The organism is Blastococcus sp. PRF04-17 (assembly GCF_023016265.1).
Classification (GTDB): Bacteria; Actinomycetota; Actinomycetes; order Mycobacteriales; family Geodermatophilaceae; genus Blastococcus_B.
This window is the reverse complement of sequence record NZ_CP095412.1, coordinates 2,645,793-2,668,103: the sequence shown is the minus strand read 5'-3', so window position 1 is coordinate 2,668,103 and position 22,311 is coordinate 2,645,793. Positions and strand designations below refer to the sequence as shown.

23 protein-coding genes and 1 tRNA gene are annotated in these 22,311 nt (G+C 73.5%); 21 read left to right on the top strand and 3 right to left on the bottom strand.

Features of this window, described 5'->3' with window-relative positions; all coding sequences use genetic code 11:
- Positions 1 to 14: 14 nt before the first annotated feature.
- Complete coding sequence (locus tag MVA48_RS13490; protein ID WP_246981091.1) at positions 15 to 962, bottom strand: trans-aconitate 2-methyltransferase; 948 nt, start codon at positions 960 to 962, stop codon at positions 15 to 17.
- 165 nt (positions 963 to 1,127) lie between these two features.
- Between MVA48_RS13490 and tmk the strand changes: the two genes are divergently transcribed.
- The 3 genes from tmk (at position 1,128) to MVA48_RS13475 (ending at position 4,781) form a co-directional block, all read left to right on the top strand.
- Positions 1,128 to 3,368 carry a dTMP kinase gene (gene tmk, locus MVA48_RS13485; RefSeq protein WP_246981089.1) on the top strand — a complete coding sequence of 747 codons (2,241 nt, stop codon included), beginning with the start codon at positions 1,128 to 1,130 and terminating at the stop codon, positions 3,366 to 3,368.
- Positions 3,365 to 4,543: a DNA polymerase III subunit delta' gene (locus MVA48_RS13480; RefSeq protein WP_246981087.1), complete on the top strand. Its 1,179-nt coding sequence runs from the start codon at positions 3,365 to 3,367 to the stop codon at positions 4,541 to 4,543. Before tmk ends, MVA48_RS13480 begins: the two co-directional genes overlap by 4 nt.
- A gap of 165 nt (positions 4,544 to 4,708) precedes the next feature.
- Positions 4,709 to 4,781 (top strand) — tRNA-Thr (locus tag MVA48_RS13475).
- 94 nt (positions 4,782 to 4,875) lie between these two features.
- Here MVA48_RS13475 and MVA48_RS13470 read toward each other — a convergent pair.
- Both MVA48_RS13470 and MVA48_RS13465 read right to left on the bottom strand, forming a co-directional pair.
- Complete coding sequence (locus MVA48_RS13470; protein WP_246981085.1) at positions 4,876 to 6,006, bottom strand: tyrosine-type recombinase/integrase; 1,131 nt, start codon at positions 6,004 to 6,006, stop codon at positions 4,876 to 4,878.
- A 313-nt stretch (positions 6,007 to 6,319) separates the two neighbouring features.
- Entirely contained in the window at positions 6,320 to 6,610 is a 291-nt protein-coding gene (locus tag MVA48_RS13465; RefSeq protein ID WP_246981083.1) for a helix-turn-helix domain-containing protein, read from the bottom strand.
- Between the two features lie 429 nt (positions 6,611 to 7,039).
- Here MVA48_RS13465 and MVA48_RS13460 point away from each other — a divergent pair, with 429 nt between their 5' ends.
- The 18 genes from MVA48_RS13460 (at position 7,040) to MVA48_RS13375 (ending at position 22,308) form a co-directional block, all read left to right on the top strand.
- Positions 7,040 to 7,492 carry a helix-turn-helix domain-containing protein gene (locus MVA48_RS13460; RefSeq protein ID WP_246981081.1) on the top strand — a complete coding sequence of 151 codons (453 nt, stop codon included), beginning with the start codon at positions 7,040 to 7,042 and terminating at the stop codon, positions 7,490 to 7,492.
- 428 nt (positions 7,493 to 7,920) lie between these two features.
- Positions 7,921 to 8,379 carry a hypothetical protein gene (locus MVA48_RS13455; protein WP_246981079.1) on the top strand — a complete coding sequence of 153 codons (459 nt, stop codon included), beginning with the start codon at positions 7,921 to 7,923 and terminating at the stop codon, positions 8,377 to 8,379.
- Positions 8,373 to 9,281 carry an ATP/GTP-binding protein gene (locus tag MVA48_RS13450; RefSeq protein ID WP_246981077.1) on the top strand — a complete coding sequence of 303 codons (909 nt, stop codon included), beginning with the start codon at positions 8,373 to 8,375 and terminating at the stop codon, positions 9,279 to 9,281. Before MVA48_RS13455 ends, MVA48_RS13450 begins: the two co-directional genes overlap by 7 nt.
- Entirely contained in the window at positions 9,278 to 9,961 is a 684-nt protein-coding gene (locus MVA48_RS13445; protein WP_246981075.1) for an SAF domain-containing protein, read from the top strand. Before MVA48_RS13450 ends, MVA48_RS13445 begins: the two co-directional genes overlap by 4 nt.
- Before the next feature lie 15 nt (positions 9,962 to 9,976).
- On the top strand, positions 9,977 to 10,783 hold the full coding sequence (locus MVA48_RS13440) for a hypothetical protein (RefSeq protein ID WP_246981073.1): 807 nt from the start codon (positions 9,977 to 9,979) through the stop codon (positions 10,781 to 10,783).
- Positions 10,784 to 10,844: 61 nt separating this feature from the next.
- Positions 10,845 to 12,191: a CpaF family protein gene (locus MVA48_RS13435; RefSeq protein ID WP_246981071.1), complete on the top strand. Its 1,347-nt coding sequence runs from the start codon at positions 10,845 to 10,847 to the stop codon at positions 12,189 to 12,191.
- Positions 12,188 to 13,102 carry a type II secretion system F family protein gene (locus MVA48_RS13430; protein ID WP_246981069.1) on the top strand — a complete coding sequence of 305 codons (915 nt, stop codon included), beginning with the start codon at positions 12,188 to 12,190 and terminating at the stop codon, positions 13,100 to 13,102. The genes MVA48_RS13435 and MVA48_RS13430 overlap by 4 nt, the downstream gene beginning before the upstream one ends.
- Entirely contained in the window at positions 13,099 to 14,013 is a 915-nt protein-coding gene (locus MVA48_RS13425) for a type II secretion system F family protein (protein ID WP_246981066.1), read from the top strand. The genes MVA48_RS13430 and MVA48_RS13425 overlap by 4 nt, the downstream gene beginning before the upstream one ends.
- Before the next feature lie 27 nt (positions 14,014 to 14,040).
- Positions 14,041 to 14,238, top strand: coding sequence for a hypothetical protein (locus MVA48_RS13420; RefSeq protein ID WP_246981064.1), 198 nt, complete (start codon positions 14,041 to 14,043; stop codon positions 14,236 to 14,238).
- An 8-nt stretch (positions 14,239 to 14,246) separates the two neighbouring features.
- On the top strand, positions 14,247 to 14,699 hold the full coding sequence (locus MVA48_RS13415; protein WP_246981062.1) for a TadE family protein: 453 nt from the start codon (positions 14,247 to 14,249) through the stop codon (positions 14,697 to 14,699).
- Between the two features lie 26 nt (positions 14,700 to 14,725).
- Positions 14,726 to 15,121 (top strand): TadE/TadG family type IV pilus assembly protein, encoded by a 396-nt coding sequence (locus tag MVA48_RS13410; protein ID WP_246981060.1) that lies wholly within the window; start codon positions 14,726 to 14,728, stop codon positions 15,119 to 15,121.
- Positions 15,118 to 15,549 (top strand): TadE/TadG family type IV pilus assembly protein, encoded by a 432-nt coding sequence (locus MVA48_RS13405; RefSeq protein ID WP_246981058.1) that lies wholly within the window; start codon positions 15,118 to 15,120, stop codon positions 15,547 to 15,549. The genes MVA48_RS13410 and MVA48_RS13405 overlap by 4 nt, the downstream gene beginning before the upstream one ends.
- Positions 15,546 to 18,803 carry a LysM peptidoglycan-binding domain-containing protein gene (locus MVA48_RS13400; RefSeq protein ID WP_246981056.1) on the top strand — a complete coding sequence of 1,086 codons (3,258 nt, stop codon included), beginning with the start codon at positions 15,546 to 15,548 and terminating at the stop codon, positions 18,801 to 18,803. Before MVA48_RS13405 ends, MVA48_RS13400 begins: the two co-directional genes overlap by 4 nt.
- Positions 18,804 to 18,949: 146 nt before the next feature.
- The gene (locus tag MVA48_RS13395; protein WP_246981054.1) at positions 18,950 to 19,432 is read left to right on the top strand and encodes a hypothetical protein; all 483 of its coding nucleotides are present in this window, start codon (positions 18,950 to 18,952) and stop codon (positions 19,430 to 19,432) included.
- Positions 19,433 to 19,438: 6 nt separating this feature from the next.
- A complete protein-coding gene (locus MVA48_RS13390) occupies positions 19,439 to 19,693 on the top strand; it encodes a helix-turn-helix domain-containing protein (protein WP_246981052.1) in 255 nt (84 codons plus the stop codon).
- 544 nt (positions 19,694 to 20,237) lie between these two features.
- Entirely contained in the window at positions 20,238 to 21,125 is an 888-nt protein-coding gene (locus MVA48_RS13385) for a hypothetical protein (RefSeq protein ID WP_246981050.1), read from the top strand.
- Positions 21,122 to 21,502, top strand: a complete 381-nt coding sequence (locus tag MVA48_RS13380) for a hypothetical protein (protein ID WP_246981048.1) — start codon at positions 21,122 to 21,124, stop codon at positions 21,500 to 21,502. Before MVA48_RS13385 ends, MVA48_RS13380 begins: the two co-directional genes overlap by 4 nt.
- Positions 21,502 to 22,308: a hypothetical protein gene (locus MVA48_RS13375; protein WP_246981046.1), complete on the top strand. Its 807-nt coding sequence runs from the start codon at positions 21,502 to 21,504 to the stop codon at positions 22,306 to 22,308. Before MVA48_RS13380 ends, MVA48_RS13375 begins: the two co-directional genes overlap by 1 nt.
- Positions 22,309 to 22,311: the final 3 nt, after the last annotated feature.

Here is a 22,311-nt window from a genome sequence, read left to right as displayed (position 1 = left end):
CGGCTGGGCCACTGCTAGGCCGGCCGGACGCCGACCGCGAAGACCCGGCGGAACGGGAGCACCGTCGTCCCGTCGGGTCGCTGCGGGTAGGCCTCGCGCAGCGCGGCGGCGTACGCGGCGGTGAGCTGCGCCGCGTCGTCGCCGTCCAGCAGGGCGAGCACCGGCCGCAGCACGGTGCTGCGCACCCACCCCAGCACCGGATCGGGCCCGCTCAGGACGTGCAGGTAGGTCGTCTCCCAGACGTCGGCGGTCAGCCCGGCCGACGTCAGGACGTCGAAGTAGCCGGCCGGCTCGAGGACGGCGTCGGGGTGGGGTGCCGCATCGGCCACCGCTGCCCCCCATCGCGGCGACCGGCAGAGCCCGCGCAGCAGCGCGTGCGTCGGTGCCCGGAAGTTGCCCGGCACCTGCACGGCCAGGGTGCCGCCGGGCGCCAGCCACTCCGCCCACCGGCCGAGCAGCTCCTCGTGCCCGGGCACCCAGTGCAGGACCGCGTTGCTCACCAGCACGTCGACCGGTCCGTCGGGGACCCAGTCGCGGACGTCCCCGAGCGCGAAGTCGACCCGGCCCGGTCGCGCGTGCGCGGACGCGGCGGCCAGCATCTCGGGGGAGGAGTCGACGCCGGTGACCCTGGCTCCGGGCCAGCGCCGCGCCAGGGACGCCGTGAGCGCTCCCTCGCCGCAGCCCAGGTCGACGACGACCCGCGGGGTGGCCACGGCGACCCGCGTGAGCAGCTCCGCGAACGGGCGGGCCCGCTCGCCCGCGTACCGGAGGTAGCCGTCGGGGTCCCACGCACCGGTCGACTGCCCCGCGTCCGCCGACTGCCCCGCGTCCGCCGACTGCCCCGCGTCCGCCGACTGCCCCGCGTCCGCCGACTGCCCCGCGTCCGCCGACTGCCCCGCGTCCGCCGACTGCCCCGCGTCCGCCGACTGCCCCGCGTCCGCCGACTGCCCCGCGTCCGCCACGGGAGCCGACCCTAGTGCTCCGCCGCCTGACCCCTTCTGGGCGGAAACCTGCCGAAATCGTCACGTCCGCCCGGTAGCGTGAGGCCGCCGGGGCCTGCTCCGCCCCGATCCGCCGACCACCGGGGAGCTCCCATTCCGTCCGACCCGACGCCACCGGTGACCGGCGTGCCGTCCGCAGGCACGCCGGTGCCCGAGGACGCGGCCGCGCCCTTGGCGGAGCTCGACCCGGCCGTCACGGGGGAGGGCGGTTCAGCCGCGGAACAGCCGCCCGACGTCGTGGGTGCGGTCGGGCTCGTGGCCAAGCTGCGCGCCGTGCTGCGCGTCCGCGACTTCCGCCAGCTCTGGCTGTCGACGTCGCTGTCGAGCTTCGGCGACTGGCTGGGGCTGCTGGCGATCACCGCGACAGCCACCTCGTTGTTCGACGACTTCGCCGCGAAGAACTTCGCCCTCGGCGCCGTGCTGCTGTTCCGGTTGCTGCCGTCGATCGTGCTGGGTCCCCTGGCGGGTGCCTTCGCCGACCGGTTCGACCGGCGCAAGACCATGGTCGTCACGCACGTCATCCGCTTCGCGCTCTTCGCGTCGATCCCGCTGGTCAACGAGCTGGTGTGGCTGTTCATCGCGCAGTTCGTCATCGAGGCGGTCAGCCTCTTCTTCATCCCCGCCAAGGACGCCGCCGTCCCGAACATGGTGCGCAAGGACCAGCTCGAACCGGCCAACCAGCTGTCGCTGGTCACCACGTACGGGCTCACGCCCGTGCTGGCCGGCATCGTCTTCTCGCTGCTGGCGGCGGTCGGGGGCCCGCTGAGCCGTGCGGTGTCGGGCCTCGACGAGATCGACCTGGCCCTGTACCTCAACGCGCTCACCTACCTGGTCGCCGCGGTCATCATCTGGAACCTCCCGTCGATCAGCGGCCGGCGGACGGGTGCGGCGGTCGAGGGGGAGAGCTTCTTCGGTTCACTGCGCTCCGGGTTCTCCTTCGCCGGGCACACCCCGCTGGTCCGCGGCCTCGTCGTGGGCATCACCGGCGCATTCATGGCGGCGGGCGTCGTCATCGCCACCGCGCAGGCCTTCGCCGACTCGCTGAGCGCGGGGCCGGCCGCGTACGGGATGCTGTTCGGCGCGGTCTTCGTGGGCCTCGGCATCGGCATCGGGGTGGGTCCCAGCATCGCCCGCGACCTCTCGCGCCAGCGGCTGTTCGGCGTCGCCATCGTCGGGGCCGGTGCGGCGGTGACGCTCCTGGCGTGGAGCATCGCGCTGTGGATCGCGCTCCTGCTCGTGGTCTGCATGGGCTTCTTCGCCGGTATCGCCTACCTGGCCGGCTTCACGCTGCTCGGCACGGAGGTGCAGGACCAGATCCGCGGTCGCACGTTCGCCATCGTCCAGTCGCTGGTGCGGGCGGCACTGATCCTGTCGCTGGCCGTCGTCCCGTTCGGGGTGGGCCTCATCGGCCGGCACAGACTCGACCTCGGCGTCGTCACGATCCCGGTCACCGGGGAACGGATCATGCTGCTGGTCGCCGGACTGCTCGCGGTCGGGGTGGGCGTCCTCGCCTACCGGCAGATGGACGACGGCCGGCCGGTGCCCCTCCTCGCCGACGTGGTCACCGCCCTGCGCCGCGACACCACGGCACGGCGGCGTCTGGCCGGTGGTGGCGTCCTCATCGCCTTCGAGGGCGGGGAGGGGGCCGGCAAGTCCACCCAGGTGCGTCGGCTGCAGGAGTGGCTCACCAACGAGGGCCTGGTCGCCCGTGCCACCTTCGAGCCCGGCGCCACGCCGTCCGGTGCCGGGATCCGCTCGATCGTGCTGGACCGGGCGCACACCGGCATCGCCCCGCGCTCGGAGGCGTTGCTCTACGCCGCCGACCGGGCGCAGCACGTGAACGACGTCCTGCGGCCGGCGCTGGACGCGGGCGAGGTCGTGATCACCGACCGGTTCGTCGACAGCTCGCTGGCCTACCAGGGCGCGGGCCGCACGATCCCGCTGGACGACGTCCGGATGCTGTCCCGCTGGGCGACCGGGGGCCTGGAACCGGACCTCACCATCCTGCTCGACCTCCCGCCCGAGGAGGGGCTGGCCCGCGCCCGCGGCCGCGCCGCCGCCGACCGGCTGGAGTCCGAGTCGTTGGAGTTCCACCAGCGGGTGCGGCAGACGTTCCGCGCACTGGCCGAGTCCGCGCCCGACCGCTACCTGGTCCTCGACGCGCGGCAGTCGCCCGACGAGCTCGCCGCGGCCATCCGGGTCCGCGTCGCCGACCTGCTCTCCGGCCTGCCGCTGCAGCAGCTGGCCGCCAGCGAGCCGCAGGGGGTCCGCCCCAACGGCGCGACGGTGCCGCACGACGAGCTGGCCGCGCACGCCCCGCGTCATCCGCACGCGCAGACCGGCGCGACACCCCAGCTGCACCCGTGAGCAGCGCGGTCGCGGCGCCCGAGGGCGTCTGGGAGCAGGTCATCGGCCAGCCCGCGGTGGTCGCCGAGCTGCGTGCGGCGGTGGCCGATCCGGCGGCGATGACCCACGCGTGGCTGTTCACCGGCCCACCGGGCTCCGGCCGTTCGGTGGCGGCCCGCGCGTTCGCCGCCGCCCTGCAGTGCCCCGACGGGGGAGACGGCACGTGCCACGAGTGCCGGACGGTGCTGGCCGGCACCCACGCGGACGTGCACGTGATCGTTCCCGACGGGCTGTCGATCGGCGCCAAGGAGGCGCGCGACCTGGTGCGGGTGGCCGGTCGGGCACCGTCGGGCGGACGGTGGCAGGTGATCGTGGTCGAGGACGCCGACCGCATGACCGAATCCGCGGCCAACGCCGTGCTCAAGATGATCGAGGAGCCGCCACCCCGGACGGTGTTCCTGCTCTGCGCGCCCAGCCTGCACCCCGACGACGTCCCGGTGACGATCCGGTCCCGCTGCCGCGTCGTCGGCCTCCGGACGCCTCGGGTCGACGACATCGCCGACGTCCTCGTCCGCCGCGACGGCGTGGACCCGGCGCTGGCGGCCTGGTCGGCCGCGGCATCGGGGGGCCACGTCGGTCGCGCGCGCCGGCTCGCCCGTGACGAGGACGCCCGGCTCGCCCGCAAGGCGGTGCTCGACGTGCCGCTGGCGCTCGTCTCGCTGGCCGCCTGCCTCGACGCGGCCGACGACCTGGTCGGCGCGGCCGAGGAGGAGACCGAGGCCGCGACGTCGGTGCTCGACGCGGCCGAGACGGAGGCGACCAAGGCCAGTCTCGGCTTCGGTGCCCGCGGCCCGGGCATCGCGGCCAGCCGCGGGGGAGCGGCGCAGCTCAAGGAGCTCGAGCGCAGGCAGAAGTCGCGGGCCACCCGCCTGGGCCGCGACTCGCTCGACCGGGCGCTGGTCGACCTGGCCGGTCTCTACCGCGACGCCCTCGTGCTGGCCGCGGGCGGCGAACCGGTGCAGCTGCTGCATCCGGACCGCCGCGCCGACGCCGGGGAGCTCGCCCGCCGGCTCGGCGCCGAGGGGGCGCTGCGCCGGATCGACGCCGTCCTGGCCTGCCGCCTGGCGCTGGAGCAGAACGTCAAGCCGCGGATCGCTCTCGAGGCGCTCACCGTCGCGCTGCGCCTGCCCGTCTGAAGAAGGACCCCCTGCTCCCCAGCGCTCGCAGGCTCGCGCCGGGACCCTGCAGGGGGCCGCAACCCGACACTCGCCGCGTCGGCGCAGGTGTCCAGGCCCTGCGCGGTTGTCCAGGCCCTGCGCGGTCGGCGCCCGGCGGTGACGTAGGCTGTGGCGCGCACGTCCGCCGCCTTAGCTCAGTCGGTAGAGCATCTCACTCGTAATGAGAAGGTCGTCGGTTCGATTCCGACAGGCGGCTCCGTTTCGACCAGCAAGAACGTTCCGGGTTGGGCGACCGGTGAGGCGACCTGTGTGCCAGCGTGTGTGCCAACCACCGCGCTCGGGGCAGTGCTTCATCCCCACAGCGCTGCGCCGATCCGGTCTGCGGCATCCTGGGCGAGCTCCGGCACCACGTGGGAATAGGTGCCGAGTGTCAGGCTGATCTGCGAGTGCCCGAGCATCTCCATCGCCACCCGGGCCGCCACTCCTTGCTGGAGCAGTAACGTAGCCGCTGTGTGCCGAGCGTCGTGCAATCGGGCGTCCCGGACGCCGGCCGCCTTCAGGAGCGCCTTCCAGTCGAGCCAGTCCCGTCGCGCGTCGATGGGCCGCCCGTTCGGCTGGCAGAAGACGTAGCCGCCCTCCTCCCATACGTTTCCGGCGGAGAGGCGCCGTTCAGCCTGCCACGCCCGGTGACTCCGCAGCGCGTCCCGCAGCGCGTCAGGCAGCTTGATCGTCCGGCGGCCGGCGCGGCTCTTGGGCTCTACGAGGACCAGGCCGCCGCCGCGGCGCTGCGGACACTCCACTGCCCGCTTCCGTCCGCAAGGCTGGGCGCAGCCGTGCTGCCAGGCGCGCCGCTGCAGCGCCCGGCGGACGGTGAGGGTGCCGGCGTCGAGGTCGACGGCATCCCACAGCAGCCCGAGTGCCTCGCCTTGTCGAAGGCCGAGCGCAAGGGCTACCGACCAGCGGGCGCCGTTGGGCAAATCCTTGGCGCTCTGCAGAAGCCTCCTGGCTTCTGCAGCGGTCAGCGGCTGCACCTCTCCCCGGGCGGCGGACGGCGCGTCGACCAGCGTGGCGACGTTGCGGGCCACCCGGCCGCGCTGCAAGGCGACCGTCAGCGCCCGCGACAGAATGCGGTGATTGAGGAGCACCGTGGCCGGGGACAGACCCTCTGCCGAGAGCTGGCCCCAGGCCGCCTCGACGTGTTCGGGCTGCAGCCGGTCCAGACGGTGATGTCCGAGCAGCCGCACGAGGTGTCGCCGGACGTTGCACGAGTAGTTCTCATATGTCTTGGGGCGGAGGCGCCGCACCGCGATGGCAGTCAGCCAGTGCTCTAGCCACTGCTCGACGGTCATCGTGCGTCCGCCGGCCAGGCGGATGCCGGCGTCGCGTTGCTCCTCCAGCTCGCGGACCATGCGGACGACGGCCGCGCGCCTGAGAGAGGCGACGTGGCGCCGGTCCCGCTTGCCACCCTCCTTGAGCCCCATGGACACGTACCCGTGGAACCGGCCGTCGGCGCCCTTGACGATCGAGGACTCGCCGCTCGCTGCGCGCCGGGTCACTGCCCTCGCCTCCGGTGCACTAGGCGGCTGCTAGGCCGGACCGCGGTGATCAGCCATCGGGCGGTTGTTGCCAGCGTCGTTGTCTCGTCTTCCCGCCCGCCGTCATGCGACGTGCATCCGGGCCGTGCTGCGTCGCCCGTCCACGGCAGTTGTGTCATCGCCTGCTCCCTTCGTCGCCCTGTCAGGCCGTACTGAGTGTGGCGAGGCGGTCCGTCACCGACGCGGAGATGTGCACAGGTCAGGTGCCGTCCGGCGGGTTGTGGATGAGGTCGAGGACTCCGTTCTGACCCCTGCTCGTCCGCCGGCGCCCGTTCGGTGTTCGCGGCGAACGAGCCTCCAGCTGCTTGACGTACCGCTCCAGCTCCGCGCGAGACAGGCGGCAGCTGCGCCCGATATGAACCGGAGTCAGGTCGCCGGCCTTCAGCAGGGCGTACACCGTGGTGCGGCCGACTCGGAGGACTCGTGCCGCCTCCTCGGGGGTGAGCAGTAGCGGGTCACCCGCCCAGATCTCCCGCTGGGGGTCGCTCATCTCGCTCTCCTGATCTGGCGAGCGCTATCGCTCGCCCAAGGCGGCGTGGCGTGCGGAAGGGTTCCCTTCGACCCTCGTGGACGATGGTGGAGGGCGATCTCCGGCTTTTCTGCCGTATCGACGTGGGAGGCGCCTCGTCCAAGCGGATGCAGGCCGTGGCCGGTGTTGCGCTGTCCCGACGACCAGAGTGGCCGCGCACAGAGGTCTCCGGTTTCTCCCCGGTTCTTCTCCGGTTCGTCGGTCGCGAGGCCGACTGGCCGGTGCTGCAGAAAGCACGGGTTGGACGTCCACCTTGGGTTTGTTGTCGTGTCCATCGCCGGGCGAGCGCCCGGCGCGGGGCGAAGAGGCGCTGTGGATTTGCGGCGGGCGGTGGGCGCTAGGGTTCAGCGCCACAGGCGGTGTCCACCGAACGGGTGATAGGGGGCTGCCGTGGCGCGGCCGTTGCTTCGAGGCGACCGCCTGCAGGCTGCACGCGAGGCCCTGGGGCTGACCAGAGATCAACTGGCGACCAGACTGGAGCTTTCGAGCCCGGCGCGTATCCGGGTCTGGGAGATGGGGCTCGAGCATCCGCGGCCTCGCTTGGTGCCCCGGCTGGCGGCTGCGGTCGGTGTGGAGCCGCTGTACCTGCTCGACGTCGACGCCAACGACCCGCCCCTCGCGGCGCTTCGGGTTGCGGCCGGACTTGCCACAAACGAGATGGGGGCGCCGAGTGTGTCCGTGATGACGTACGTGCGCCTAGAGGACGGACGTCCGGGCACCGAGTCCTCACCAACTCTCGTGGCCGCTGTAGCTCAGGTTCTCGGCGTGGACCCAACACGGGTCGAGGCAGCCATCCGTCGCTCACGAAGCGATCATGCTGCCTTGGCCACCTCCAGCGACTGAACTCGGCGGGTCACTGGAGGACCTGGGACTCGCTGGCAGAACTGGAGACTTACTGGAGGAAGGGGTTACGCTACCGAACGCCATTGGTGGTAACTTCCCGCCACCGCGTTACGGGGAGGTGCCATGGCGTGCTCGAGCGTGCTCCGCGTTGCGGTGGCCGCCGTTTCCATCAGCGGCCGGCCGCACATCCCGATCGACGATCAACCCCAGACGGAGCCCGTGCGAAGGCCTGAGGGCCACCAGCGGCTCGCTGACGGCCGGGGCCGGCGGATCGACGTCGCCTGGGCGTAATGATGGTGCGGCGGCCGGTTGTTCTCACCCTTCTCGGCGCAGCCCTGGCCCTGGCGGCGTGTAGCGGCCTGGATGGCCCGGACCAGGCGTCGCCGAGCGTCGGGTCGGCTCCTTCGTCCACCATGACGTCCCCTGCTGTGACATCAGAGGCCCCAACTCCCGAGGAAGAAGCGGCTGAGGCCGCCACCCAGGCCTTTCATGGCCTGCTTGAGATCAGTGACGCGGCGAGTCGTGAGCCCAATGCTCGGGACTGGGAGCCCGAGATTCGTCGGTATGCCGCCGATCCGGCGGCCCTTGTCACCGTTCAGTCCGTGCGGGAATACGCCACCCTCGGGCTCCGCCAAGAGGGTGACTCTGCTGTAGATCTCAGGGTCACCAGCGTGGATCTGGCTGCGCCGGAGGGGCCGAGCGTAAGGATCACTGGCTGCTACGACAGTCAGAGCGCCCAGACGGTCAACGTCGAGACCGGCGAGGTAGTGCCTCCTGGGACCCCGCCTCGCTACGTGTGGGACATCACCGTCGTCCAGTACGTCGCGGAGCCCCGTGAGCCCTGGTTGGTGACCACGCTCGAGCCACGGCCGGACGAGCCATGCTGAAAGGCCTCTCCGGTTTGGCGGTAATCGTCACAGCGCCCGTGTTGATCGGCGCGACATCTCCCGGGATCGCCGCAGCAGATCCGGGCGTCGAGTGCTCCAGGACCAACCCCCGCACCGGCGCCTGCATGCTCTGGGTGTCGACGCCGGGAGGCAGCAATAACGACGGCGGCAACGGCGCCGGCGGGGCGCCGGGTGGGGGTGGTGGTGCGTCCCCGCAAGACCAATGCACGCGCGCAGTAGCCAATCCGCAGCCGTGGATCGGGCACCCGGTCTGGGCTGGGCACCGACCAGAAGACGGCATGATCTGGGCGTTCACATGCCCGCGCCCGGCCGGCTGGGGTTCCGGCGAGTGGTCGGGCCTGATCTTTCTCGCCAATGGGACAAGTTCCCCTCCCGATCCTGTTGTCGATCCCCGCGTCCTCGCGCAGCAGGCGATCTCCTCGATGCCGCTACGGGGACCGGAGATCAGGATGGCGCCGCCCCCGGGATCAGCGAGTGGCCTCGTGGGCCTGCCCATCTGGATGTGGGTTGAGCGCAGCCCGGAAAGCACCGGCCCCGCCCGGGCGACCGCAGCAGCGGGAGGAGTGTCTGTAACCGCCGTGGGTGAGGTGAGCCAGGTCACCTGGGACATGGGGGACGGCACCACGGTGGTCTGTGGAGCCGGGACGCCGTACACCCCGGGTGTGGAGGGTCCTTCCCCGGACTGCGGCCACGTCTTTGCCCAGGCGTCGAGCCGGCACGTGCCCGGTCGTGGGCCGTGGCCGATCACCGCGACCAGCACATGGACGATCACCTGGTCCGGCGGCGGACTGTCCGGGACGGAGACCCTGGAGCTGTCCTCGTCGGCGGAGCTGTTCGTCGGCGAACTGCACGTCCTCAATCAGGACGGGGGAAGCCGATGACCGCCACGCAGCCGCCGAAGACCAGCGCCGAACAACCCTCCGCGGCGGTCAACGGACTGCCTCGGGCGCCGGTCCTGCCGCCACCGCGCCGCCGCCGCCGCCCGGCCCTGCTGGCCCTCGCCGTGACTATGGTGATCCTCGGTGCGCTTGGGGCGGCCTATCTGGCGACGTCGCTGGGGCAGACGTCCCCGGTGATCGCGATCGCGCGGGAGGTGCCCTGGGGCCAGAGCATCACCGCTGCAGACCTCGTGGAGTCGCGGATCCCGGCGGATCCCGCTTTGGCGCCGATTCCGTACTCCGAGCGTGATCAGGTTATCGGCCTGATCGCGGCGACCACCCTGACGCCGGGTTCGCTGCTCACCCGTGACGCGCTGACCGATCAGCGCCTTCCGGCTCCCGGCCAGCAGCTGGTCGGGGTCGGAGTCTCGACGGTGCAGCTGCCAGTGACCCCGCTGCGCCCGGGCGATGACGTCCTTCTGGTGCCCGTGGCCGGGGGCAGTGTTCCGGCCGCGGCCGAGGTGGGAGCCGCGGGCGTAGTTGAGGCGACCGTGGTGCAGACCGGTCCGCCCGGAACCGACGGGCTGCGGGTGGTCGACGTGCTCGTCGATGCAGCCGACGGGCCGGACGTCGCCGCCCGCGCCGCTGCCGGTTTGATCGCCATCGTCGTGGTGGCCGGCTAGGCGAGGTGGCTGCCCGTGTTGATCGCGCTGTGTTCGGCCAAGGGGGCACCCGGTGTAACCACCAGCGGGCTGGCGCTGGCGCTGTCCTGGCCGGGGCCGGTGGTGCTGGCCGAGCTCGATCCGGCCGGTGGGGACGTGTTGGCGGGCTACGGCCGTGGCGAGGTGTCCGCCGGCGGGCTGGCCGACCTGGCGCTCGTGGCCCGGCGGGGTGGGCTTGCCGGGCACCTAGAGACTCGGCTATTGCGACTCGACGAGGAGGGACGGGCGCGGCTGCTGCCGGGCCTGGCTGATCCGGCGGTTGCCCGCCATGTGGACTGGGATCGCTTGGCGACCGTGTTGGCCTCGGTGGAGGACGGCGCCGTGGATGTGCTGGCGGACTGCGGGCGGCTGCGGGCGGAGCACTTCCCGGCCGCCGTGGTTGGTCGGGCTGCCGCGGTGGTGGTGGTCACCGGTTCCACGCTGCGCGCCGTACGTGCGGGTACGCAGGCGATTGCCGAACTTCGGGAGGGGGACAGACGCGCGGGCGTGCTGGCCGCGTTGGTGGTCGGGCCGGGGGAGCCGTACGGGGAGCGGGAGATCGGTGAGGCGCTCGGCGTGCCGGTCGTCGGATCGTTGCCGCGGGACGCGAAGTCGGCGGCGGTGCTCAGTGATGGCGCGCCGGCCGGCCGGCTGTTCGCGCAGTCGGCGCTGTTGCGGGCCGCGCGGACGGTCGCGACCCGGTTGGTCGAGTTCGCTGCGGCGCACGAATCCCGGCTGACGCCGCCACCGGCGGCATCCGTGCTTGCGCCGGCAGCCACGGTCGGGGGCGGCCGTGTCCGCTGACCTCACCGATTTCCTCGGCCCCGGGACCGCGGCTCCACGACTTGATGCATCGCAGGACGCGGTGGATTGGACGCTGGTGCGCCGGCTGCACGAGGCGACGGCGTCCGCGCTGGCCGAGGAGCTCAAGCGCCGCCCGACGCTCAGCTCGGTGGCGCAGCAGGAGCTGGCACGCACGCTGATTGCCGACGGGATCGATGAGCTGGTGCGGGAGCGGATGCGGGCCGGGCAGGCGGTGCCGTCGGCGGCAGAGGAGCGGGCGATCGCCGGGGCGGTGTTCGCTGCCCAGTTCGGGCTGGGCCGGCTGCAGCCCTACGTGGACGACCCGCTGGTGGAGAACATCGAGGCGCACGGGTACGACAACGTGTGGGTCGGCTACGCAGACGGCCGGGATGTCCGCGTCGGTCCGGTCGCCGACTCCGACGAGGACCTGGTCCGCCAGCTGCAGCACATTGCTGCCCGGCTGGGCCGATCCGAGCGGACGCTGACCACGGCGAGCCCGCTGCTGACCATGCGGTTGCCGGACGGGTCGCGGTTGGCGGCGGTGATCGCGACGGTGCCGCGGCCGCAGCTGGTGATTCGCCGGCACCGGATCCGCAACGTCGCCCTCGACGACCTGGTGGAACTGAAGGCGATCGACCGGCCGCTGGCGGAGCTCCTCCGCGCTGCGGTGCGGGCGCGCAAGAACATCGTGGTCACCGGCGCCCAGGCCGCGGGCAAGACGCTGATGCTGCGGGCGCTGGCGAACGAGCTGCCGGTGCGCGAGAACCTGGCCACGATCGAGAAGCATTTCGAGCTGCTGCTGCACGAGCTGCCCGACCGACATCCGCGGGTGGTGCCGTTCGAGGCCCGGGAGGGCACCGGGGAGCGCGGCCCGGACGGCCGCCGGCTGGGTGAGGTGACGCTGACCGAGCTGGTCGAGCAGGCGCTGGTGATGAACGTGTCCCGGGTGTGGCTGGGGGAGGTGCGCGGCGAGGAGGCCTGGCCGCTGATCGAGGTGATGGAGGCCGGCGAGGGCGGTTCGGCCTGCACCTTGCACGCCCGCTCGGCGCACCACGCGTTCGAGCGGCTGGCCAACCTGTGCATGCGCGGCCGCGCCGCGGTCACCCCGGAGCATGCCTACCGGTCGTGCGCGTCGGCGGTCGACCTGCTCGTCCACATCGCGACTGTGGATGAGCGGTGGATCGGGGGTGAGCGCCAGCGGTTCGTCAGCCAGGTCCTCGAGTGCAACGGCATCGGGGAGGGCGGGCGCCCGGCGGTCACCGAGGTGTTCGCACCCGGTCCGGACGGTCGCGCGGTGCCCGAGCACGATCCGGTGGACTTGGCCGACTACGTCCGGGTCGGCTTCGATCCCGGCTGGCTGCGGCCTGGCCGGGGTCACTGGCCGGGCGCCGTTGGGGGACGACGGTGAGCGGCACGGGATTGCTGGCCGGCGCGTGCGGAGCGCTGCTGGCGGGTGGCCTGCTGCTGGCCGCGCATGCGGTCACCGCCGCCGCGGCCCCGGCCCGTCCGCCGAGGCGGCGCAGGTTGCGTCCGACGGGGCTCGCTGAGCGTCAGACATCGCGGCGACAACGGGTGCTGTGGGTGGCCGGCGGCGTGGCGGCGGGGGTGGTGTGGCTGGCCTCCGGGTGGCCGGTCGGCGGTGTGCTGGCCGGGCTGGCGGTGGTCGGCGTGCCGTGGCTGCTGGCGCAGTTCTCCGCCGGCAACGCCGCGGTGGAGCGGCTGGAGGCGCTGCAGGAGTGGGTGCGGCGCGCCTCCGACGTGCTGGCCGCCGGCGGCGGCCTGGAGCAGACGCTGATCCGCTCCGCGCGCACCGTCCCCGAGCCGATCGCGGCGGAAGTGGCGGCGCTGGCCGCGCGGCTGCAGGCGCGCTGGCCGACGTCCCGGGCGCTGCGGGCCTTCGCCGACGACCTCGACGACGCCGCCGGGGATCTGGTCGTCGCTGCCCTGCTGCTCGGTGCGGAGCTGCGCGGACCGGGGCTGGCGCGGGTGCTGACCGAGCTGGCGGGAAGCCTCACCGAGGAGGTCACCATGCGCCGCAAGATCGAGGCCGACCGCGCCAAACCGCGGGCCAATGCCCGCTGGCTGCTGCTGATCACGGTCGCCGCGGCGGGGCTGGCCGCGCTCAACGGCGACTACTTGGCCCCCTACGGCACCGGGCTGGGGCAGCTGGTCCTGGCGGTCATCGCTGCGCTCATGGTGGGCTGCCTGCTGTGGATGCGCCGGCTCACCGCGCCGGCGCCGCCGGTCCGTTTTCTGGTCGACTCTGACCGCGGAGGGCGGACTGCCAGTCTCGAGCCGGAGGAGGTGCCGGCCCGGTGAGCGGCCCCCAGATGTGGCTGATCGGCTGCGGCGCGCTCGTCGGACTCGGAGCGTTTCTGCTGCTGCGGGCCGTCCTGGTGGTCGACCAGCCGCGGCTGGCCGACGCGCTGGCCCGTCTCGACGGGCGCCCGGCGCCTGTTTCGGTCGGTTTGATGCCGCCGAGGAGCGACCGGTGGGCACGGGCGGCCGGCCGCGCCGGCGCCTGGGCCGCGGCCCGGCTGCCCGCCGGCGCGTTGCGAGGGCCGTCCCAGGCGCTGGCGTTGATCGGGTGGACGCCGGAGGGCTACGCCGCCCGCAAGGTCGGCCTCGCCGCGTTCGGCGCGGTCGTCGTGCCACTGCTGACCGCGGTGCTCGGGATGATCGGCGTCCGGCTGCCCGTGGTGGTGCCGGTGGCCGGGTCGCTGGCACTGGCCGTCGTCCTCTTTTTCATCGTCGACCTCATCGTGCGTGACCAGGCCGCCGAGGCTCGTGGGCAGATGCGCCGGGCGTTGTGTTCCTACCTGGACCTGGTCAGCCTGCGCCGCGACGCCAGCGAGGGCCCCACCATCGCCCTGGAGCGTGCCGCCGGCGTGGGGGAAGGCTGGGTGTTCCGACGGATCACCGACGCGCTGGTCGCCGCCCGGCTGGCGGGTGAGGCACCGTGGGACGGCCTGCGCCGGATGGCCGCCGACACCGGAGTGGGGGAGCTGGCCGACGTCGCCGACATCGCCGCGGTCGCCGCCGTGGAGGGCGCCTCGATCGCCCCGACGCTGCGGGCCCGCGCGCAGTCGCTGCGGGTGCAGCTGCTGGCCGAGGAGGAGGCCGCGGCCAACACCGCCAGCGAGAAGCTGACCGCCCCGGTAGCGCTGCTGTCTATTGCCTTTCTGCTGCTGTTCCTCTATCCGGCCCTAGCCCGACTCATGGCCACGTGACCACGCGCCCGCGTTGAAGGGACTCCAATGACACCCCTGATCAGCACCCTGACCGCCCTCGCCGCGGCGCTGCGAGAGCGGCTCCGCGATGTCCGCGCAGAACCCGAGCGGGGCTCGCTGTCGGTCGAGCAGGTGATCATCACCGTGGCGCTGGTCGGCATCGCCATCGCTCTCGTGGCGGTGATCGCCAACGCGGTCACGTCCCGCTCGTCCCAGATCCAGTAGCCGGCCCCGTGGCCCGCCCCGCCGGCGCACGCGGCCCCGCGCCGCCGTCCCGCCCTGGCCCTCCCCGTGGCAGCCGGCGGCGCCGACGGCTGTCCGGGGAGCGCGGCGCGGCGTCGGTGGAGCTGGCGATCACCTTCCCGGTGGTCCTGCTGCTGGTCATGACGCTGATCCAGGCGGCGCTGTGGTTCTACGCCCGCTCGATCGCGCTGGGCGCCGCGCAAGAGGGCGCCCGGGAGGGCCGGGTGCAGCCCGCCTCGACCGACCGCGCCCAGTCCGCGGCCGAGGGCTTTCTCGACCAGACCGCGCAGGATCTGCTCACCGCCCCGGACGTGAACGTGACCGGCTCGCCGGCCAGCATCGAGGTGACCGTGACCGGCACCTCGCTCAGCCTCTTCCCCGGCCTGTCCGGCTGGTCGGTGACCCAGACCGCCGTCGGCCCGGTCGAACGGCCCACGCCATGAGCGCGCACATCGGGGAGCGGGGGTCGGTGTCGGTCGAGCTGGCGCTGCTGGCCCCGGCGCTGCTCCTTCTGCTGTCTTTCGCCCTCGTTGCCGGACGCACCCAGATCGCCGAGAGCGCCGTCGAGGCAGCCGCCCGTGCGGCCGCCCGGGAAGCATCGCTGGCCCGCGACCCGGCCACCGCGGCGTCCTCGGCCGCAACGCAGGCCGATCGCACATTGGCCGCCCAGGACGTGCGCTGCCAGCGCACCACCGTCGACGTCGACACTGCCGGCTTTCAGGCGCCGCTCGGTCAGCCCGGCGACGTCAACGTGTCGATCACCTGCGTGGTCGGCATGGCGGATTTGCTGGCGTCCGGGCTGCCTGGGGCCGTGACCGTCGAAGCCTCCTTCACCAGTCCCGTCGACGCCTACCGCGAACGATGAGCCTCCGACAGTGGGACGCCGAACGCGGGTCCATCGCCGTCTTCGTGGCCGTCCTTGTCCCCGGGCTGCTACTGATCATCGGCTTGGCCGTCGACGGTGGCGCCAAGGTGGCCGCCACCCAGCGGGCCAACGCGGTCGCCGACGAGGCCGCCCGGGCCGGCGGACAGGCGCTCGACGTCTCCGCCGCCCTCGCCGGGCAGGTGCGAGTCGAGCCGATCGCCGCAGTTGCCGCGGCGCAGAACTACCTCGATCGCAACGGCGTCGAGGGGCAGGTGAGCGTCGTCGACGGCGACACCCTGCAGGTAACCACGAGAATCTCCCAGCCGACCATCTTCCTCGGCCTGATTGGCATCTCCACGTTCACCGTGGAGGGCATCGGCACCGCCGAGCTCGTCACAGACGACCAGAACGGCGGAGCGGGCCCATGACCAACCAACGGCGAAGCCTCGATCCGCTGCGTCGCCTGCTCGCCCTGCTGGTGCTGGTGACCGCCGTCCTCGGCGTTCCGATCGGACTGGGGCGGCTCGGCGGCGCCTACCTGCCCGACGACGTCCCCTCCTGGGCGCAGATCACCGCTGCTCTGAGCGGACCGGACACCGGCGTGGTCTTCCTCGGGCTGCTCGCGGTGATCGGCTGGGTCGCATGGGCGTGCTTCGCCCTGTCGGTGGTCGTCGAGCTCGTCAGCCAGCTGCGCGGCCTGCCACCGCTGCGGCTGCCCGGCCTGGCGGCTCCCCAGCAGCTGGCCGGCCTGCTCGTGGCCGCCGTCCTCGGCGTCGGGAGCGCACCGCTGCTCGCCGCCCCGGCCCTGGCCGGCCCGCCGGTCGTCGCCGAGCAGCCGGGTGGCCACGACGAGCCGCCGCCCGCACTGGAACCGGAACCGGAGTCCCCGCCGACCCCGCAGGCCGCGGCCGGCTCCACCTACACGGTGCAGCCACGCGACACCCTCGGCCGCATCGCCGCCCGCTACCTGGGCGACTGGACGCGGTTCGAGGAGCTCCTCGACCTCAACCGCGGCCGGCCCCAGCCCGACGGCGCAACCCTCACCGATCCGGGGCTGATCCGCCCCGGTTGGGTCCTGGTCCTCCCGCCCGACGCCACCTTTTCCGAGACCGAGCCGGCCGACGGCGAGGTCGTCGTCCAGCCCGGCGACACCCTCACCGAGATCGCCGAGCAGCACGGCCTGGAGCATTGGCAGCCGATCTTCGACCTCAACGCCGGCGAACCGCTGCCCGGCGGCGGCCGATTCACCGACCCGCACCTGATCCTCCCCGGGCAGGTCCTCGACCTCCCACCCGTGGACCCGGCAGCCGCTGGCTCTCGTCCGCCGGCCACCCCCGAACCACCGGCGGAGGAGGCACCGCCGCCACCCCCGCCGCATGAGGACGAGCCAGCCGTGCCGGCGGAGCCCACATCGACCCCCGCCGCCTCGCCGACATCGCAGAGTCCCCCCGAGGAACCGGTGCAGTCGGCAGCCGACGGCGATGCCCTCGATGCCGACGAGGACCAGTTCCCGGCGGAACTGGCGGCCGTTCTCGCCGGCAGCGGGGCACTGCTCGCCGCAGGTGTGGGCGCGACGTGGCTGGCGCACCGCCGCCAGCGGCTGCGCCGCCGCCGCCCCGGCCGACGGCTGATCCCCCTCCCGAAGGGGCTGTCGACCACGCAGACGGTCGTCACCTCGGCGGCCGACGCGGGTACGGCCGACTACGCCGCTCTCGACCTGGCGCTGCGCGGCCTGGCCGTCCGGATCTCCGCGGATCCGGACGGGCGGCTGCCCGACGTCGTCGCCGCCCGACTGAATGGCGGCCGGCTCGAGCTGCGGCTGTACGCCCCGGCCGACCGTCCCCCGCCTGAACCGTGGACCGCCGACGACACCGGCCTGTGGTGGTTCGTGCGGCTGGACCGGGACACCGGCGTGGCCACCGAAGTGGCCCGGGCTCGTCTGGCGCCATATCCGACTCTGGTCACCATCGGGACCGACGGTGGCGACCGTTGGCTGCTCGACCTGGAACGCCTCGGCGCCGTGTACGTGACCGGACTGGCCGACCGCCGGACGGACTTCGCTCGGCACCTGGCCGCCGAGTTGGCCGTCAACGGCTGGTCGGACCTGCTCACCGTGACCACCGTCGGGTTCGGCGAGGAACTGCTCGACCTGGCACCCCACCGGATCCAACCGGTCGATACCGCCGCTGATCCCAGGCTGCACGGCGCCCTGCGGGAGGCTGCCGAGCGCCGCACCGACGACGTGCTGGACGGGCGGCTGCGAGCCGGAGCCGGAGACGGCTGGATGCCCCACGTCGTCCTTGCTCCCCACGAGCTGGGTCGGGACGGCGGTGAGCCGGCCCAGGCCGCCGCCGTGCTGGGGGAGCGGGAGCGGCGCGCAGCGGTCGCGATGGTGCTCGGCGTCGAACGGACGCAGGCCGCGGGCCAGTGGCTGATCACTCTGACCGACGACGGATCCCTCCTGGTCCCCGCACTCGGATTACGGCTCCCGGCACCCCAGCTGACCGCCCGCCAGGCCAGCGACATCGCCACGCTGATGGCCTTCGAACGCGACACCGGCGACGCGCCCATCCCCGCCGGCGACGGCGAGCGTCCCTGGCAGATGTTTACCGACGCCGCCGGCGCCCTCCGGGAGGACGTGTGCTCTCCGGAGCCCACCGCACCGCCAGCCCAGCGGCCGGGCTCGGGGCCGGCGCGACGCCAGTTCTTCCGGGCTGCGGCACGCGACTCGACGCCGCGGGGGCCGAACGACACCCACACCGGACCGCCGTCGACGGTCAGCGATGGCGTCGAGGCGCCTGGACTTGGGCGACCGGCCGACCGTACCCCCGTGGAACTGCGACGACAGATCGAGGACGACCTCGGCCAGCTCGACCGCGACCTCGCCGACTGGTGGGATCCCGACTGCACCCGGCCGCGGCTGACCCTGCTCGGTCCGATCATCCTGCGCGCGCACGGCGACGAGGCGGCCGCCGCCCGGTCCAGGCTGCGCCGCAGATACGAAGAGACGGTCGCCTACCTCGCCACCCGCCCGCACGGCGCCACCGCCGACGAGGCCGCCACCGCCCTGCAACCGGCCCGCGGCGGCAGGACCGACCCGGTCAGTGCCCGCGCCTACGTTCACCGTGTCACCGCCGGCGCGCGAGCGTGGCTGGGCACCGACCCGGTCACGGGGGAGAAGCACCTCAGCTCCGGCCACCGCGGCCGCTACACCTTGACGAACGTGCTCGTCGACGCCGACCTGTTCCGTCAGCTCCGCGCCCGCGCCGCCGTCCGCGGCGACGACGGCCTGCCCGATCTGCTGGCCGCCCTGCAGCTGGTATCCGGGCCGCCGTTCGATCAGCGCCCGGCTGGCTACGAGTGGCTCGACGGCCTGGACCTCACGCTCACCGCGGCCATCTGCGACGTCGCCCACCAGGTCGTCACCGCCGCCCTCACCGCCGGCGACGTAGCTGCGGCCGCCACCGCTTCGGCCACCGCGCTGCTGGTCGCCCCGGATGACGAACAGGGCCTGCTGGATGCGATGCGGGTCGCCTACCACCAGGGCCGCAGCGCCGAAGCAGAGACCTACGTCGCCCGCATCGTGACGATCCACGACGGCGAGGACGAGATGGATCTGCCCCTGAGCACCGCGGAGACCATCAACCGCGCCCGCCGGCAGTTCCTCGACCGCGCCGGATGAGGGCCGCCGCGACATCACCACCACGAGGGAGGCGTGCGACCTCCATCGACCGCAGGCTGGAGGCACCGGAACGTCTACCGGCGCGGGCATGTCGTACCTGCCGGCGACACTCAAGGGCGCAGGGGTCCGGGGAGGCAGGGAGAGACATGGTGATCATCGAGCCGGTCGCCGCCGACCTCGATCTCGAGGAGGTGGAGGTTGCGCTGCTGCGTGCCGCGGTCGGTGACTACGCCGCCGAGGCCGCGATGCTGCTGCTGGCCAACGACGGGTACTGGCTGGCTCGGCTGCGCGCCGCCGGGTTGATCACGGTGGAGGCCGAGCCGGTCGACGGACAGCTGTGGGCGCGCATCGAGTGGCCGGAGGTCGACGCCGCGCTCGCCGACGGACGGCTGCCGAGAAGCCCGGAAGGGCTGGCGGTGCTTCGGGTGGCCGTCAGCCTCGCCGACGGCCGACCGGTCGACCTCGCCGACGTGGCGGTGGCCCTGGACCGCCGCGCCCTGAGCCTGGTGCTCGCCGCCCTCGCGCACGCTGCCGGCAGCCACGACCAGCGCGCCCCGGCCCAGGCCGGCTCCGGTTCCGACGGCGGCGAGCGGCTGGGACCGCTCCTCGCCTGGCCGGCCCGCGACTGACCGGCCGTGCCCTATCCGCCGCGGCCACAGCTGCGCCCGCTGCCAGCTTTCGCCGGAACCGCCCGCACCGGGACCGTGCTCAGTGCGGAGCTGCAGGCGCAGCTGGAGTCCTTCGTCCTGGCCGAATATGCCGGTGGACGCTCTCTGCGGCAGATCGCCGAGCTGACCGACCGTTCCCCGACCGCGGTCCGACGCGTGCTGGACAAGCACCGAGTGCCGCGGCGCGCCGTCGGCGCTCCTCGGCAGAACGACCATGCCTGACCGCATCCCGACAAGTCCGTGGACGGGACGGAGCCTCCCCCGGAAAGTCTCCCCAGCACGGTCGGTCTGCTGCGAGGGCCCCCGTCGCGCGGCCCGCACCTGCTCCGCACAGACGTGACCACCACGAGCCGCTGCTGGGCGAGAGCTACACCGACCTGGTCGACGTCGGGGGATTCGTTCAGCCGCAGCTGCGCGACCGCATCGACGGCCACCATCACCGGCTGGCCACGCTCGCCGAGCGTCCCTCGACCGGAACCGGCATGGCGCAGCATCGGCCGGCGCGGCTGGATCCTCCGGTGATCCTCCAGTAGTCCCCCGGTCGGGGAGGTGGCCGCCACCCGCCGCAGCGCCGCCCGCGCCTGCCCTGGCAGGGCCTTCGCGAAGGAGCCGACTGGAGAACTACCGGAGGTCGGCACGACACGGTCGGCGCATGCAAACCTCCACCCCGCGTGGGGAATCCGGTCGCGGCCCGAGCAGTCGCGATGTCCCGCCGCCGGCGTCGACGGCGATCCCCAGCTTCACGCGCCTGCATGGGGAACGGCCGATGACCGTGGCGGCGATGCGCGCGGCCGTCGTCGCGATCCGGGCGGGGGTGTTCGACGACGTCACCAACGGTGACCTCGCCGACGGCCGCCTGGGGTTCGGAGCAGGGGGCGCTGCCGGGGCCCGTGGACCGCATGGCAGTCGTCGTCTTCCGTGGTCGGAGACCGGTGAGGGGCACGTGGTTGTGGTCATGGCGGGTCACGCCGGAGCCGGCGCGTCCACGGTCGCGGTGGCGGTCGCCGAGGCGCTGGCCGAGGACCGGCCGGTCCGGCTGGTCGACTACGCCCAGCCGGTCCGCTCGGGGCTGACGGCGGCCCCGACCATCGAGTTGGGCGCGGACGGCGCCGAGTGGCGGCGGGGTCGTCGCGGTCGACTGGACGTCTTCCGCCTGGCTCGGGACCCGGCCGACGCAGAGCTGCCGCCGCTGCCGGAGACCGAGGACGCACCCGGACTGCTGGTGGTCGACGCCGGCTGGTCGCTGACCGGTGCGCTCTCCGGTTCACCCGGGTTCCTCGTCCACGCAGCGAAGGCCGTGGTCGTCACCCGGGTGGCAGTGCCGGCGGTTCGGCAGACCGAGCAGGTGCTGGCCGCCATCGATGCCGAGGCCGTGGTCGCCGCGGTGGGCCCGGCGCGGTGGCCCCGAATGGTGGAGGCCACCTGCGGTCCGCGGCTGGGGGAGCTGCGTTCGCGGGGACGGGTGGTCTCTGTCCCGGTGGACCGGCGACTGGAGATCGCCGGGCTGACCGGTGACCGGCTGCCGAAGCCGGTGGCAGCCGCCGGCCGGTCGCTGGCTGCGCTCCTGGTGCCGGGCGGACCGGCACAGCCACCGCCTCGGCATCGGCGCGGGGCGGAGCGGGCGCGGACGGGCCCGGCGGGACAGCGCCGATGACCACCAGCGACCGCACGACGCCGGGAGCGCGAGGGACCTCGATCGTTGTGCTCGCCCTCGCCGGGCTGATCGTGCTGACTGCGTGGCCGGCGACTGCGGCTGCCGGAGAGGTGACCGCGGCGGTCTGCCCGGCGGCGCCACCGGGGGTGCAGGCCTTCGCCGACGACGTGACGGCGTGGGTGAAGTGGGGCGTGCTGGCGCTGATCGGCATCGGCGCGGTGGTGTCGCTCGGGTCGATCCTGGTCGGCCGGATCTTCTCCCATCCGCACGCCTCCCGGTACGGGGCGATGGGCGTGGCGGTGGTGGTGATGGTGGCCATCACCTACACGGTGATTCTGACGATCCTCGACTCGATCACCGGCAGCGGGTGCACCTGATGGCCCGCCGTGCCGAGCACCGGGGCAGCGGCGTGCCGGAGTGGAGCCGGGCTCGACTGGTCACGCTCGCCGCGGTCAGCGCGTTGGTGGCGCTGGCGGTGCTGGCCGGGCTGGTGCTCACGGTGATCGCCGCGCTCACCGGGGACGGCCGGGGCGCAGTGGAGGCCGCACCCCAGCCGCCCTCGGCGAGGGAGATGTCGCGCGAGGATGCGCTGGCCGCCGCATCCATGCCGCGCGCCGAACCGGACGACGCCCTGCCGGGCCCGCTGGCGACCGAGGCCGCCGGGGTGCTCGAGCTGCCGCGCCCGACCGGCGTCGGTCCGGCAGGTGTGCCCACCGGCTTTCCGCGAACCCCGGAGGGGGCGCTGGCGCAGCTGGCGGCGATCGACGTGACCGCGATGGAAAGCGGATCGCTCGACGGCGTGCGACGGGTCATCGCCGAGTGGGCCGCATCGGGTGGCCCCACGGCGCAGACGTGGTCGGGCGTGAATGGGATGGCGCGGCTGCTGTCGGCGGCCGGGCTGTCCGGCGCCGGATCGCCGCAGCTGGCCCTCGTCGTGCGCCCGGTGATGGGGCTGATCAAGGGCACGGTGGGCGAGGAGTTCGCGGTGGTGTGCGTGAACTTCGAGTTCACCGTCACGGTGGAGCAAACCTCGCGGATCGCGATCGCCGACTGCCAGCGCATGGCGTGGGTCGGGGACCGCTGGCTGATCGGGCCGGGGGCGGAGCCTGCGCCGGCGCCGTCGATCTGGCCGGGAACCGAGGCGGCGATCGCCGCCGGCTGGCGGGACCTCCGCCATGGCTAGGCC

What these genes read in the sequence shown, in the direction of transcription:
- MVA48_RS13400 (WP_246981056.1), top strand. Translation starts at nt 15,546, where the DNA reads ATGACCAACCAACGGCGAAGCCTCGATCCGCTGCGTCGCCTGCTCGCC.
- MVA48_RS13405 (WP_246981058.1), top strand. Translation starts at nt 15,118, where the DNA reads ATGAGCCTCCGACAGTGGGACGCCGAACGCGGGTCCATCGCCGTCTTC.
- MVA48_RS13380 (WP_246981048.1), top strand. Translation starts at nt 21,122, where the DNA reads ATGACCACCAGCGACCGCACGACGCCGGGAGCGCGAGGGACCTCGATC.
- MVA48_RS13375 (WP_246981046.1), top strand. Translation starts at nt 21,502, where the DNA reads ATGGCCCGCCGTGCCGAGCACCGGGGCAGCGGCGTGCCGGAGTGGAGC.
- MVA48_RS13445 (WP_246981075.1), top strand. Translation starts at nt 9,278, where the DNA reads ATGACCGCCACGCAGCCGCCGAAGACCAGCGCCGAACAACCCTCCGCG.
- MVA48_RS13395 (WP_246981054.1), top strand. Translation starts at nt 18,950, where the DNA reads ATGGTGATCATCGAGCCGGTCGCCGCCGACCTCGATCTCGAGGAGGTG.
- MVA48_RS13470 (WP_246981085.1), bottom strand. Translation starts at nt 6,006, where the DNA reads ATGGGGCTCAAGGAGGGTGGCAAGCGGGACCGGCGCCACGTCGCCTCT.
- MVA48_RS13450 (WP_246981077.1), top strand. Translation starts at nt 8,373, where the DNA reads ATGCTGAAAGGCCTCTCCGGTTTGGCGGTAATCGTCACAGCGCCCGTG.
- MVA48_RS13420 (WP_246981064.1), top strand. Translation starts at nt 14,041, where the DNA reads ATGACACCCCTGATCAGCACCCTGACCGCCCTCGCCGCGGCGCTGCGA.
- MVA48_RS13385 (WP_246981050.1), top strand. Translation starts at nt 20,238, where the DNA reads ATGACCGTGGCGGCGATGCGCGCGGCCGTCGTCGCGATCCGGGCGGGG.
- MVA48_RS13465 (WP_246981083.1), bottom strand. Translation starts at nt 6,610, where the DNA reads ATGAGCGACCCCCAGCGGGAGATCTGGGCGGGTGACCCGCTACTGCTC.